This window comes from Rickettsia endosymbiont of Nabis limbatus, from assembly GCF_965196655.1.
Classification (GTDB): domain Bacteria; phylum Pseudomonadota; class Alphaproteobacteria; order Rickettsiales; family Rickettsiaceae; genus Rickettsia.
The window spans coordinates 145,900-159,446 of record NZ_OZ239771.1 but is presented as its reverse complement, the minus strand read 5'-3'; the positions used below and the strand labels follow the sequence as shown (position 1 = coordinate 159,446).

Genomic DNA, 13,547 nt, shown 5'->3' with positions numbered 1-13,547 from the left:
ACTTACGCTATGTTTGGTTCTAAATATCGTAAAGATGGAGAACGAAGCTGTTGTTGCATATAGTCATCTAAAAGCCCTAACTTTATTTGGTAGACCGTTTTACCTATTTTATTTGCAGTTCTTTTGAGAAAAGCCCAAACTAGAAATGCACAACTAATGTGATTACGTTGGATACGCTGTTTTCTGCATTGGTAACGTTCTATACCAGTCAGTTGCTTAATTTTTCTATGCATGCTCTCAATTACCCATCGCAAGCCAAACTCATCTTGTGCAGCTTTAGAAGATTTTTGAGTTTTGTTATTGGTAACAACATAATCAACTCTGTTGGTAGAAACAGTAAATTTAAACAAATTAACATGCTTATTTTTGGCAAATCCTTTTATATGAATCTCCATTCCATTCTTAATTTCTTCATCTGAAAACGTCAACTTGCTAACAACTTTATAAGGCTCGTAATCACACGTTTTACTAACATTTCTATTGGCTTTAATAGGGGCATAATAATATTTGCCCAAGGAGTCAACATGTTGCATAATTTTGTGTGTAGCATACCATGTGTCAAAAAGTACAGTTTGAAAAGGAATCTTTTTACTATAAACAGCATTATTGAACATCTTTAGTAGGTGATCTAGTTTCGTCGCTCCATCATGATCAGATGAAAAAATGCGATAATCTATTACCCAAAACTTATCAATATCGGGGTTATAATATACAAGACTCACTACTCCTATACCGGTAGTAACTCCACCTGTAGCTCCACTATACTGCGATCTAGCAACCTCTATTTTCTTTGTGTTCCTTTTGTTTAACACCGTATCATCAAATATTGTATATCCGTTAGATGAAAAGATAACATCATTCTTAATGTGTTCCCATAACAAAGAAGGAGTATATTTTTCATTTTCTAAAAATCTATTAATCTCTTAGGGTTTAATTCCCCGAAGGTCTGCTTCGTGATATACTAGATGCATGGAAGAAAGCAGTTATATACATAAAAGTGATAATGTTACAGTACTAATATATCATTTAGTAACACCGGCAAAGTATAGAAGAGTAATATTCAATGAGGAACTAGACGATTATTTATGTAAAATTTGTGAGGACATAGAAGCTCGTTATGAAATTAGATTTTTGGAAATAGGAGTAGATAAAGATCATGTACATTTTTTACTACAGTCAATACTAATGTATAGCCCAACAAAAATAACTCAAATCATAAAAAGTATTACATCTAAGGAAATGTTTAAGAAATATCCAAATCTTAAAGAAAAATTATGGGGAAGTGAGTTTTGGAGTAAAGGATATTTTATGAGCACAGTAGGTAAACATGGTGATGAGCGGAAATTACGTAATTATGTAAAAAATCAAGGTTCAGGCAAACCTTCTTATAAAGCATTTCAACAAAAACAGTTAAAACTTTTTGGATAGATACCTCGTAGCTCTGCTGCGAGGAGTATCATTAAGCTTTTTGTCCAATAAATAATTAACTAAAAATATCAAAAATATGATTAACAGAATAGTAATATTTCCAAATCTCGAAGAAATTGTGGGAGAATCTAATTTTTTAGGAATTAAACCATCAATATAATTTGTTTCATTTAAATCTAATTTTTTTATTACCCTACCAAGGGGGTCTATTATTGCAGAAATACCATTATTTGCTACTCTAATCATTGGCAAACCGTTTTCTACAGCTCGACTTTTGCTAATATAAAAATGTTGGTATGGTCCACTAGATTTACCATACCATGCATCATTTGTAACATTAATTATTACATCGGCTGCCTCATTATTTGTTCGAACGAAATCGGGAAAAATAGATTCGTAACAAATCAAAGGTTTTATTTTTAAATTGTATTTGTCAAGATAGACAAGCCCGCCATTTCCTTCAGTATAATCAATGAAGCCATGAGTTAGCTTTTTAAAAGGTAATATCTTTTTAAGTGGCATATACTCACCAAAAGGCACTAGATGAGATTTATGGTATTCAAATAACTTATTGCCGTTTTTTTCAAGAGCATACATAGCAGTATAAAGTTCAAACTCTTCTATTCGTTTTTTATTATCCGATATTCCGCCTGTAATTAAAGTAGCGTCTACCGAATTTAGCAGTCCTAACAATTCTGATTTAACTGCCGGTATGTCATAAGGCACTACTAAGGCTGCCTCCGACCAAATAACTAAGTCAATTGATTTAGGCTCGTCTACATCGTCACTCGTCGCTCTCCTATTATCTATAGGCTTTGTTCCTTGCTCATTGTATCCAAGCCCAACTGAATTGACTATAGATTCTGAATTTTTGGATAAATTAATATGCAGCATTAAATTATGCCAAAATTCTTCTTCATTCCATTTATCGGTTTGAGGGATTGATGGTTGTACTAAACGCACTTTTATATCGGTAAAATTTGTAGGATGATTATGTAGCCTTACACTGCCATAAGTAATTATCACGGCTAGGGTCATGCTTGAAGTCAGTAATAAGACTTTTAACTGATTAAATTGTTTGGTAAAAAATGGGTAAAAGGAAGTAAAAATATATATTACTATAAAACTAAGCCCATATATTCCAATTATATTTAAAGGTTGAATTAAAATATCTGAAAATGAAAAAGCATAACCTATTAAATTCCAAGGAAGACCAGTAAATATCCAGGATCTTACCCACTCAAATAACACCCAATATAAGCAAAATATAAAATGATAATAGTTGTTATTTCTAACAAAAAAACTAAACACGCAACTTGCAGATATGAAAAAAGCTAAAATTATAGGTAAGCCAAATAATGCGAAAGGAATTGCCCACCAGAAATCTGATATATAAACGCTAACGCCGAGGCTGATCCAATATATGCCGCTTAAGAAATGCCCAAAACCGAATATGTATCCTAGTATTGCTGCTTCTTGCCAGCTTTTAGATTTTTGTACTAAATAACACAGATAAGATAAGGTGAGTAAAGCAGGAACAAGGAAAGTTGGAGCAAAAACCAAGCCACTTAATAGACCTAATAATAAACAGCTAATCTTCGGTTTATACATTTTTTCATCAAAATTATTTTATTTACAAAATAATACATCATGCTATCATCCAGGCAAGTTATATTTAGGTATACTCGTTGAACTTGAAAACTCTTTTCCAAGTTGAACTTCGTCTACTTGATGTTTTATATTTATACAGGAGTATTATGACTACAGGATTATTACAGGGGAAAAGGGGTATAATTACCGGTATTGCAAATAATATGTCTATATCATGGGCGATAGCACAGCTTGCTCATAAACATGGTGCTGAACTTTGCTTTACTTATCAATCAGAAATCTTAGAAAAGAGAGTTAAACCTCTTGCTGAAGAAGTTGGCTGCAATTTTGTTAGCGAGCTTGATGTTACAAATCCAAAGTCAATTACTGATTTATTTGCTGAAGTAAAAGAAAAATGGGGAACTTTTGACTTCTTGCTTCACGGCATGGCTTTTTCAGATAGAAACGAACTTAAAGGACGTTATATAGATACTAGCCTTGGCAATTTCAATAATAGTTTGCATATATCATGTTACTCCTTGGTAGAACTTGCAAGAGAAGCTGAAAAGTTAATGAATGATGGCGGAAGTATAGTAACATTAAGTTATTATGGGGCTGAAAAAGTTATACCAAATTATAATGTTATGGGAGTAGCTAAAGCGGCATTAGAGGCGAGTGTTAGATATTTAGCAAATGATATGGGTGAAAATAATATCCGTGTAAATGCTATTTCAGCAGGTCCTATTAAGACTCTTTCAGGTAGCGTTATCGGTGACTTTAATACTATGCTTAAATCTCATGCGGCAACTGCTCCACTAAGACGCAATACTCTTCAGCAAGACGTAGCAGGAGCAGCTGTATATTTATTTAGCGAGCTTGCTTCTGGTGTGACCGGCGAAATTCATTATGTAGATTGCGGCTATAACGTTATGGGCAGTAATAAGATAGTGAGTTAAGTTGCCGCTCCATGGTGGTGGCGGCATTGTTGCGTGGCTCCGATGTCATTCCTGCGAAAGCAGGAATCTAGTATAAAGCGAGATAACCTAAGCTTTTAATCTCTTAGGGTTTAATTCCCCGAAGGTCTGCTTCGTGATATACTAGATGCATGGAAGAAAGCAGTTATATACATAAAAGTGATAATGTCACAGTACTAATATATCATTTAGTAACACCGGCAAAGTATAGAAGAGTAATATTCAAAGAGGAACTAGACGATTATTTATGTAAAATTTGTGAGGACATAGAAGCTCGTTATGAAATTAGATTTTTGGAAATAGGAGTAGATAAAGATCATGTACATTTTTTACTACAGTCAATACTAATGTATAGCCCAACAAAAATAACTCAAATCATAAAAAGTATTATATCTAAGGAAATGTTTAAGAAATATCCAAATCTTAAAGAAAAATTATGGGGAAGTGAGTTTTGGAGTAAAGGATATTTTATGAGCACAGTAGGTAAACATGGTGATGAGCGGAAATTACGTAATTATGTAAAAAATCAAGGTTCAGGCAAACCTTCTTATAAAGCATTTCAACAAAAACAGTTAAAACTTTTTGGATAGATACCTCGTAGCTCTGCTGCGAGGAGTATCATTTTACTAAATGTAAGATAAAATCTCAACTATTACAATTTATGCTTTTTTCCTAGATTCCCGCCTATGCGGGAAAGCATTGCCCGCGTGGATTAGTTTTTCCGTCTGAGCTAAGGAAATTATGAAGTAATTGTATGTACGCAATCCAGTATAAAAATGCTAGCTTATAGCATTTTTATTATTTTTTCTGGATTGCCACGCTCATTTCATTCGCTCGTAATGACGACTTAGTATCCACGCAAGCAAGCCTCATACAGGAATGACATAAGCGATCTATGTAACAATGCTTGCAGCTCATTGCAATGAAGTTTTTTGACTCACATAGGATGACAAAGAAAAAACTACTCCATAGTTTTTTCGATATTGACTATTATTACAGGGGATTTATTAATTTCTTGTTTAAGAGTTTTTCGTATTGTAGATTTTATTCTTTCTTCTATCTGTTCATTAGATAAAACTTTTTTAGTTTGACTCTGCTGCGTCTTAATAAGCTCTGCGATGTCATTTTTAATTATATTAATCAATTGCATATCTTCATTTGCGTCAAGTAAACCTGGCATAGATAATATCGGCTTTGCAGCAAGCATATTTTTTTGATCAATTACAATCGAGGCTATTACTATACCAGACTCACGTATACGTCTTCTAGCTTTAAAAATAGGTGATTCTATAGGGAGTAAATAGTTACCATCGACAGCTAAATAACCGCTTCCAACTTTTGCAATCACTTTAGCATTATTAGGCTCAAGTAGCACCACGCTACCATTCTCAACTTCCACTGCTTGTTTTATGCCGTTTTTCTTAGCAAGTTTAACATGCTCATGAATATGTACTGGCTCACCATGTACAGGTATACCAATATTTGGTTTAATTAAAGAATACATTTTTTGCAGCTCGTCGATAGATGGATGCCCTGATACATGTACAAAATGATCTCTTTCAGTGATAACTTCCACGCCGGATTTGACAAATATATTAAACAGCCTGAATATTTTCTTTTCATTACCAGGGATAATTTTTGAAGAAAAAATCATAGTATCTTTAGGAGCAAGCTTTATTGATGGATGTGAGTTAGAGGCTAGTTTTGCAGTAGCAGCTAGCGGCTCACCTTGGCAGCCGGTAGCAATTATTAATAGCTCTTCTCTTCTGAATCTACTAACATCACGTTCACTAATTAAAGGTGCAATATCTTTGAAATAGCCGCTTTCTTCGGCTGCAAGCTTAATTCGGTGCAAGCTTCTACCGGTTAGGGCTACTTTTCTACCTGCAAGCTGAGCTGCATGAATTATGGTATCAAGGCGTGCTAGATTAGAGGCAAAAGTTGAAACTACCACCATTTGTGGACAGCCAGCTATAATATCTATTAAACTTTTTCTAACATCACCCTCAGAGCCGGAACTTCCTTTATTAAAGACGTTGGTGGAATCGCAAACTAACGCAAGCACTCCCTCGTCCCCATAAGATTTTAAAAGCTCTTCATCGGCTTTTTTGCCTAGCACCGGATCGTTATCAAATTTCCAATCTCCTGTATGTAAAATATTACCAGCTTCCGTTCGGATCATAATTGCTTGCATCTCAGGTGCTGAGTGGGTTAATGGTACCATTTCCAGTGAAAAAGGAGCTAAATCTATTTTACCTCCTGGTTTTACTTCATGAATTTTAATATTTTTAGCAAAATCATATTCATTTAAACGAATTTTTAAGAAATTTGCCGTGAAAGTAGTAGTATAAATAGGACATTTGAGCCTATTCCATAGATATTGTACTCCGCCCAAATGATCTTCATGAGCGTGAGTTATGATCATTCCAACTATATCTTTTTTATGTTTTTCAATGAAGCTGCTATCCGCAATCATCATATCAACGCCTGGTAAATAATCATCAGCAAAACCGCTGCCACAATCAATAATTAGCCATTTACCTTTATAGTGATACAGATTAAAATTCATACCTATTTCGTTAGAACCACCAAGAGGTATAAATAGTAAATCATTTTTATGATTTTTGATATTGAATGATGACATATTAATTTCTATAATTATTATACTTATGTATTTATTCTTATAACTTATTATTGCTTAAGCGTCTATCTTAAAAAAAGAAATTCACAATGAATATAAATAAAATAGCATTAGTTTATAGCCAAAGTTCTAAATCTTCAGATAATATAGAGAAAATAAAAAAGCTTTATGCTTATTGTGACGTGGAAGATGCAGATGTAATCATGGTAGCCGGCGGGGATGGGGAGTTACTGCATAACATACATCGTTATATGCATTTAAACATACCTTTTTATGGTATTAATTTAGGTAGTCTCGGCTTTCTGATGAATCCTTTAGATATTAAAAATATATTGCAAAATATGCAAGAAAGTACAGCCTCTATTCTTAATCCACTTTTAATGCAAGCTGAAGCTGTGGATAGTCAAATATATGAAGCTCTTGCGATTAATGAAGTATCAATATTCCGCAAAACTAATCAAGCTGCTAAGTTTAGAATTGAAGTAAACGGCGTAGAGCGAATGAGTGAGCTAGTAGCAGATGGAGCTTTAGTTGCAACGCCAGCAGGTAGTAGTGCCTATAATTTATCTGCTGGTGGTCATATTCTACCCTTAGAGTCAAATATGTTATGCCTAACTCCTATATGTTCATTCAGACCACGTAGGTGGCACGGTGCATTATTACCGTCTTCGGCTTCCATTAAATTTGAAATACTTAATACAAATAAAAGACCAGTAAACGCCACTGCCGATTTTCAGGAATTTAGTAATATAAAATCAGTTACTATCAAATCAACTAACGATAAATCTATCAAACTGCTCTTTAATAAAAACCATACTTTAGAAGATCGTATTATTAAAGAGCAATTCGGCGGGTAGACTCGTTTAATTTGAAAAATTGGCTACGTTGTTTTTCATTTTTAATCCTTAAGTATTAAGTATACGCTGCGGTTAAAAATATCAAAACGTCTTGCTCTTTTCCAAATAAAACTTCGTCTATCTTAATCTCTTAGGGTTTAATTCCCCGAAGGTCTGCTTCGTGATATACTAGATGCATGGAAGAAAGCAGTTATATACATAAAAGTGATAATGTCACAGTACTAATATATCATTTAGTAACACCGGCAAAGTATAGAAGAGTAATATTCAATGAGGAACTAGACGATTATTTATGTAAAATTTGTGAGGACATAGAAGCTCGTTATGAAATTAGATTTTTGGAAATAGGAGTAGATAAAGATCATGTACATTTTTTACTACAGTCAATACTAATGTATAGCCCAACAAAAATAACTCAAATCATAAAAAGTATTACATCTAAGGAAATGTTTAAGAAATATCCAAATCTTAAAGAAAAATTATGGGGAAGTGAGTTTTGGAGTAAAGGATATTTTATGAGCACAGTATGTAAACATGGTGATGAGCGGAAATTACGTAATTATGTAAAAAATCAAGGTTCAGGCAAACCTTCTTATAAAGCATTTCAACAAAAACAGTTAAAACTTTTTGGATAGATACCTCGTAGCTCTGCTGCGAGGAGTATCATTAGATAATGGTTCTATTATGCTTTCTGTTTCACTTACCTCAGCTAATAAATAACCCGTTGTTTCATAAATTTTCTTAATAGTATTTTGTGAATCGTCAAGAATTTTGCTTGTTAATTGCTGCTTTTCATAAAAAGTATTTATAACTTTTTCAACTTGCTTTAATATTTCATAAATAAGAAAAGCATTCGTAGCTATACCCTTAATTTTAAAATTTGTAAGATCTATTTTAGATGCTTTCAATAATATTACTTTTATTATACTATAATATGTTGGTGTATTAGATAATTTAAAGATATAACTTAGTGCGGATTGAGCGAATGTTATTGCTTTAGAAAAACTATTACAAGCTTTATATATATTCCCGTAATCTTTATTTTTCATAAGCTTACCTCTTTCTATATAAAATCTACCATATTTTATGGTAATTGTATTAGTAAATTTAGGGGGGTCAACTTCTATATTTCTTCTAAACTCCATCTAGCTTTAGGACAGAAATTTAAAGGCGTAAATAACCTATTATTATAACGCTCAAGTCCGGCATAAGCAATCATCGCAGCATTATCAGTACATAGCGTTGGGGGCGGATAAATAAGCTTATAACCATGTATTTTGGTACAATTACTTAATACTTCTTGCAAATATTTATTAGCAGCCACCCCGCCGGCTATTACTATATTTTTATTAGAATTATTTATTAGCTGTTCATAAGCCTTAATAGCAGTTAACACTTTGTTGCTTAAAATTTCCCCTACAGTAAACTGAAAACTTGCTGCTATATCGTTAATTATAGTATCGTTAATCTCTTGTAAACTCATTATCAGAGTACGCACTGCCGTTTTAAGTCCTGAGAAAGACATATTACAATCGCCGCTATTAATAATCGGTTTTGGGAATTTATATTTGTAAGGATCACCCAGCTTTGCCATTTTTTCAATTTTAGGACCACCTGGGAAAGGCAAGTCAAGCATCTTAGCCACTTTATCAAAAGCCTCACCTACTGCATCGTCTATAGTACTACCAAGAATCTTATATTTTCCAAGCCCAAGTACTGCTACAAATTGACAATGCCCACCGGAAGCTAATAAAAGCAAATATGGATATGGGATGTTATCGGTTAATCTTGCAGTTAATGCGTGTCCTTCTAAATGATTTACTGCAATAAAAGGCTTACTTAAAATGCTAGAGAGGGACTTTGCAAACATTGAGCCAACTATAACGCCGCCAATTAAACCAGGTCCTGAAGTGGCAGCTATTGCCATAATTTTATCTAAGCTAGTATTGCTTTCAAGTAAAGCCTGCTTCATAGCTTTTTCGAGATTAGCTAAATGAGAACGTGCAGCTATTTCCGGCACTACTCCCTTATAGTCTGCATGTTCTGTATTTTGTGATATGACTATATTCGATAAGATTTTCCTATCTTCAGTTATTATAGAAACACTAGTATCATCACAACTCGATTCAATTCCTAAAATTTTTTTCATTTGAGTTTTTGTAAAAAAGTCATTTTAAAATTTTTATTTACTTCAAAATCCTTAATTGCTTGCTTTAATCTCTGAGCATTTTTAGAGCTTTTTAGCAAATATAAAGTTTCTTTTTCAGCCTTAGAATGTTTATTTGATTTTATAGATTTTTTCATTTTAATATGTAATTTATAAAAAAATAATAACAATAATTTTTCTATTTAAATAAAACAATTTAATATACGCTCCGCAATCTCGCTCGCAAATTTAATGTCTGAACCTTATTGTTTTTTGCTATAGCCAATTTTTGAAGTTTATCACGTAGTAAAATCAAAGTCTTTACCTAAGGCAATATACTTCCTAATACGGCTCATAAGGTTTTGGAAATATGTAAGATTGTGCCAAGTCATTAGCATCGCTCCAAGTATCTCACCTATTCTAACTAAATGATGCAAATAGGCCTTGCTATAATTTTTGCAAGCAGGGCAAAGGCAATCAGTTTCCAAAGGCTCATTATCTTCAGCATATTTACTATTGCGGATATTTACTGTGCCGTATTTTGTAAAAGCCTGACCATTACGACCTGACCGAGTCGGGATTACGCAGTCAAACATATCTACCCCTCTGCTGACTGCCCCAATAATATCAGTAGGTTTACCGACCCCCATCAAATATCTAGGTTTATTTTGCGGTAGAAAATCAGGGGTGTAATCAAGAACTTTAAACATAAGTTCTTGCCCCTCCCCAACAGCAAGTCCGCCTATAGCATACCCTTCAAAATCAAGCTCTATTAAATCTTTAGCCGATTGCTCACGTAATTCTTCATAAACACTTCCTTGAATAATACCGAACTGTGCATAACCATCTTGCTTGATAAACGCCTCTCTTGATCTATGTGCCCATCTAGTTGTGAGCTGCATAGAGGTTTTGGCCTCCTCAAACGTTGCAGGATAAGGCGTACATTCGTCAAAAGCCATGGTAATAGTGCTGCCAAGCAGATGTTGTATCTCGGTAGAACGTTCAGGCGTCAGCAAATATTTATCACCATTAATATGTGAGTTAAAACTTACTCCCTCTTCGGTTATCTTGCGTAATTTTGATAGCGACATTACTTGAAACCCACCAGAATCGGTTAGTATTGGCTTATTCCAATTCATAAATTTATGCAAACCACCGAGTTTAGCAATACGTTCAGCACTTGGTTGTAGCATTAAGTGGTAGGTGTTACCGAGTAGAATATCGCTACCGGTCTTAGCTACCGATTCAGGTAGCATTGCTTTAACTGTTCCTCTTGTTCCGACTGGCATAAAAGCAGGCGTACGAATATTGCCGTGAGCAGTAGTAATAATCCCGCTTCTTGCTTTTTTATGTTGATTATGAATATCAAAGGAAAATTTTGACACTAATAGCTGCCCTTTTATTTTAAGTATTAAAGACAGCATTTTAGCATAATATAGATTATAGATAAAGATTTATTGCCTATGTGGGTTGTTTTCCTCTTATTACAAGAAAAAATTAATGTTGTTGGATGATTCAGTTCAATCCTTGTCATGCCGTGGTGGCATTGCCCTAGTGAATCATTTTTTCCGTCTGAGCTAAGGAAATTATGAAGTAATTGTAGGTACGCAATCCAGCTAAAAAATGCTAATTTATAGTATTTTTTATTATTTTTCCTGGATTGCCACATTCGCTTCACTCATTCGCAATGACGACTTGGTATCCACGTAACAACCCCATCACGGAATAGAATCGATTCATATTACAACGCTTTCTTGCAATAAGCAATGCAGGGTAAAAATACTTATACGCAAATAGCGAGTGATCTAACAAGTTCAATGATTATTTTTCTAACATCTGGATTCTGTATTTTAGTAAACGCTCTAGTTAATGATAGGATTTCTCTTTCTAAAGTTCTAGTTAAGTCTTCTCTATTAAAAGGAATATTATATTCATACTCCGCATCTTCTTCAGTCACGTTACTTAAGAGATTTTCGCCTATTTCGTTAGATAAATATTCAGTTTCATTATTTGTAGAAGTCAAGATTTGATCTTACAGGCACTATAAAAATTATATCTGAATATCTGATAAATTATGACTGTCAGATGAGTATTCAAGATATAAGATTTCATTGTTCTTTTCAATAGCTAATTTCTTACTATCCTTAAAAGTTTGCATAGGCGTTTTACCATAACAATATTTTCCTGAATGTGGTCGCTCATTATTGAAATGCTCTAACCAAATATCAAGATCTAATTGTAAATCATCAAGATCAGTGTAGATCTTTTTCCGCATAGCTGTATCAAAGAATTCTTGTTTCATAGTTTTATTAAAACGTTCACACATACCATTTGTTTGAGGAGAATATGCTTTAGTAATAGTATGTTCTATACCTTCGATACTTAGAAATAATTCAAAAGCATGATGCTCTATATTTCCCTTATATTCTGACCCACAATCTGTCAGAATACGAAGTATTGGTATGCCTTGAGTTTCATACCATGGTAACACGCGGTCATTAAGCATATCAGCAGCAGTTAAAGCTGTTTTATCAGTATATAGTTTAGCATCAGCTACTCTGCTATAGCTATCAATAAATACCTGAGAATAAACCTTACCTATACCCTTAAAATTTCCTACATAATATGTATCTTGGCATCCTAGATAACCTGAATGCTGTGTCTCAATCTCGCCATGGGCTTCTTTTTCGCTACGTCGTTTCTCTAGTACTTGTAACTGAGATTCAGTAAGTACAATACCATCCTGAGCCATCCTTGCTTCTAATGCTTTAAGCCTTTTATTGATATTGTTTAAATCATTACGTAACCAAATTGATCTCACTCCTCCAGGTGATACAAGTATACCGCTCTTCTTAAGCTCATTTGATACTCGAATCTGTCCATATGCTGGATATTCTATTGCCATATCCATTACTGCCTTCTCTATCGCTGGATCAACTCTATTCGCTATTATTGGCTTCTTCCGGCTAATCTCATACAACGCTTCTTCACCACCAGTTTCATACAGTTCTTTAAATCTGTAATAACTATCTCTGCTATATCACATCGCTTTACATGCTGATGATATGCTACCAAGACTCTTAGCGAGTTCTAGTAATCCTAATTTTGGCTTTATTATTTTTTGATTTAAGTTCATTTCTTATCTCCATTTAATAATTAATTTATTTTACTAAATATAAGATAAAATCTCAACTATTACACATTATCAAAAATATTATCATCAATATTTAATTTTTCTTCTTCGGAAATAGAAGCGTTGAAAAAATGCTTTAACGGCGTATTTAAAACTTTTGCTAAAACATATAATCTACTTACTGGTATAGTACTTATTCCCTCTTCATATTTTTTTATTTGAATAGCACTAATGTCTAAAGTTTCGTCGAGTTCTTTTTGACTAAGACCTATTGCAATACGACGTTGCTTTAAGCGTTCACTTGCGAATTTATCTATAGCTTAATGCGATAAGATAGTGACTTAGAGTATGAGTTAGATTATACTAAATGAAAAACTTATGGCAAAGGCATATTCATACGATTTAAGAATACGAGTAATAAAAAGTTTAACAGATGGTAAAACAATAAAAGAGACTTCTGAGATATACTCTATTAGTAGGAAGACTATAATAGAATGGAAAAAATTAAAGAAACAAACCGGCGATATCAAAGCAAAGAGTGGTTATCATACAGGACATCGTAGAATAATAAGAGACATAGAGGGATTTAAAAAATTTATAGAATTAAATTTTGATAAAACCACCATGGAACTAGCTAACAACTGGAGTCAAAAAGTATCTGCAAGTACGATATCAAGATTGCTTAATAAATTAGCAAAACTTACGCTATGAGTGGAAGAGTGATAAATTATTGTAAGAATAATTAAACATGTCAAAGAGGAACAGATTGCAAGCAATA

14 protein-coding genes and 2 pseudogenes are annotated in these 13,547 nt (G+C 33.5%); 6 read left to right on the top strand and 10 right to left on the bottom strand.

The window, feature by feature from the left end:
- Positions 1-2: 2 nt before the first annotated feature.
- Positions 3-920, bottom strand: a pseudogene (locus tag ACOAL3_RS00850) (IS701 family transposase); the annotation flags it as partial.
- 49 nt (positions 921-969) lie between these two features.
- On the opposite strand from ACOAL3_RS00850, the gene tnpA (ACOAL3_RS00845) reads away from it, so the two are divergent.
- Positions 970-1,428 (top strand): IS200/IS605 family transposase, encoded by a 459-nt coding sequence (gene tnpA / locus ACOAL3_RS00845; protein ID WP_419235145.1) that lies wholly within the window; start codon positions 970-972, stop codon positions 1,426-1,428.
- On the opposite strand, the gene lnt is transcribed toward tnpA (ACOAL3_RS00845), so the two are convergent.
- A complete protein-coding gene (gene lnt, locus ACOAL3_RS00840; protein ID WP_419235144.1) occupies positions 1,411-3,039 on the bottom strand; it encodes an apolipoprotein N-acyltransferase in 1,629 nt (542 codons plus the stop codon). The genes tnpA (ACOAL3_RS00845) and lnt overlap by 18 nt on opposite strands.
- A 146-nt stretch (positions 3,040-3,185) precedes the next feature.
- On the opposite strand from lnt, the gene fabI reads away from it, so the two are divergent.
- Together fabI and tnpA (ACOAL3_RS00830) are read left to right on the top strand one after the other, a co-directional pair.
- Entirely contained in the window at positions 3,186-3,974 is a 789-nt protein-coding gene (fabI, locus tag ACOAL3_RS00835) for an enoyl-ACP reductase FabI (protein WP_395476726.1), read from the top strand.
- Between the two features lie 149 nt (positions 3,975-4,123).
- Positions 4,124-4,582: an IS200/IS605 family transposase gene (tnpA, locus tag ACOAL3_RS00830; protein WP_419235143.1), complete on the top strand. Its 459-nt coding sequence runs from the start codon at positions 4,124-4,126 to the stop codon at positions 4,580-4,582.
- A 371-nt stretch (positions 4,583-4,953) separates the two neighbouring features.
- Here the strand turns inward: tnpA (ACOAL3_RS00830) and ACOAL3_RS00825 are convergent, their stop codons facing one another.
- The gene (locus tag ACOAL3_RS00825) at positions 4,954-6,636 is read right to left on the bottom strand and encodes a ribonuclease J (protein WP_419235142.1); all 1,683 of its coding nucleotides are present in this window, start codon (positions 6,634-6,636) and stop codon (positions 4,954-4,956) included.
- An 86-nt stretch (positions 6,637-6,722) separates the two neighbouring features.
- On the opposite strand from ACOAL3_RS00825, the gene ACOAL3_RS00820 reads away from it, so the two are divergent.
- Both ACOAL3_RS00820 and tnpA (ACOAL3_RS00815) read left to right on the top strand, forming a co-directional pair.
- A complete protein-coding gene (locus tag ACOAL3_RS00820) occupies positions 6,723-7,490 on the top strand; it encodes an NAD kinase (RefSeq protein WP_419235141.1) in 768 nt (255 codons plus the stop codon).
- 176 nt (positions 7,491-7,666) lie between these two features.
- On the top strand, positions 7,667-8,125 hold the full coding sequence (tnpA, locus tag ACOAL3_RS00815) for an IS200/IS605 family transposase (RefSeq protein ID WP_419235140.1): 459 nt from the start codon (positions 7,667-7,669) through the stop codon (positions 8,123-8,125).
- Here the strand turns inward: tnpA (ACOAL3_RS00815) and ACOAL3_RS00810 are convergent.
- The 7 genes and pseudogenes from ACOAL3_RS00810 to ACOAL3_RS00780 form a co-directional block, all read right to left on the bottom strand.
- On the bottom strand, positions 8,108-8,539 hold the full coding sequence (locus tag ACOAL3_RS00810; RefSeq protein ID WP_419235139.1) for a DUF5424 family protein: 432 nt from the start codon (positions 8,537-8,539) through the stop codon (positions 8,108-8,110). The genes tnpA (ACOAL3_RS00815) and ACOAL3_RS00810 overlap by 18 nt on opposite strands.
- Positions 8,540-8,613: 74 nt before the next feature.
- Positions 8,614-9,639 carry a tRNA (adenosine(37)-N6)-threonylcarbamoyltransferase complex transferase subunit TsaD gene (gene tsaD, locus ACOAL3_RS00805; protein WP_419235138.1) on the bottom strand — a complete coding sequence of 342 codons (1,026 nt, stop codon included), beginning with the start codon at positions 9,637-9,639 and terminating at the stop codon, positions 8,614-8,616.
- Positions 9,636-9,794 (bottom strand): type II toxin-antitoxin system Phd/YefM family antitoxin, encoded by a 159-nt coding sequence (locus ACOAL3_RS00800; RefSeq protein WP_395476730.1) that lies wholly within the window; start codon positions 9,792-9,794, stop codon positions 9,636-9,638. Before ACOAL3_RS00800 ends, tsaD begins: the two co-directional genes overlap by 4 nt.
- A gap of 141 nt (positions 9,795-9,935) precedes the next feature.
- Positions 9,936-11,021 (bottom strand): tRNA guanosine(34) transglycosylase Tgt, encoded by a 1,086-nt coding sequence (tgt, locus tag ACOAL3_RS00795; RefSeq protein ID WP_419235666.1) that lies wholly within the window; start codon positions 11,019-11,021, stop codon positions 9,936-9,938.
- Positions 11,022-11,419: 398 nt separating this feature from the next.
- Positions 11,420-11,659 carry a hypothetical protein gene (locus ACOAL3_RS00790; protein WP_419235137.1) on the bottom strand — a complete coding sequence of 80 codons (240 nt, stop codon included), beginning with the start codon at positions 11,657-11,659 and terminating at the stop codon, positions 11,420-11,422.
- Between the two features lie 27 nt (positions 11,660-11,686).
- Positions 11,687-12,772, bottom strand: a pseudogene (locus ACOAL3_RS00785) (IS481 family transposase).
- A gap of 59 nt (positions 12,773-12,831) precedes the next feature.
- On the bottom strand, positions 12,832-13,002 hold the full coding sequence (locus ACOAL3_RS00780) for a hypothetical protein (protein WP_419235665.1): 171 nt from the start codon (positions 13,000-13,002) through the stop codon (positions 12,832-12,834).
- 145 nt (positions 13,003-13,147) lie between these two features.
- On the opposite strand from ACOAL3_RS00780, the gene ACOAL3_RS00775 reads away from it, so the two are divergent.
- A complete protein-coding gene (locus ACOAL3_RS00775; protein ID WP_419235136.1) occupies positions 13,148-13,480 on the top strand; it encodes an IS630 transposase-related protein in 333 nt (110 codons plus the stop codon).
- Positions 13,481-13,547 lie beyond the last annotated feature (67 nt).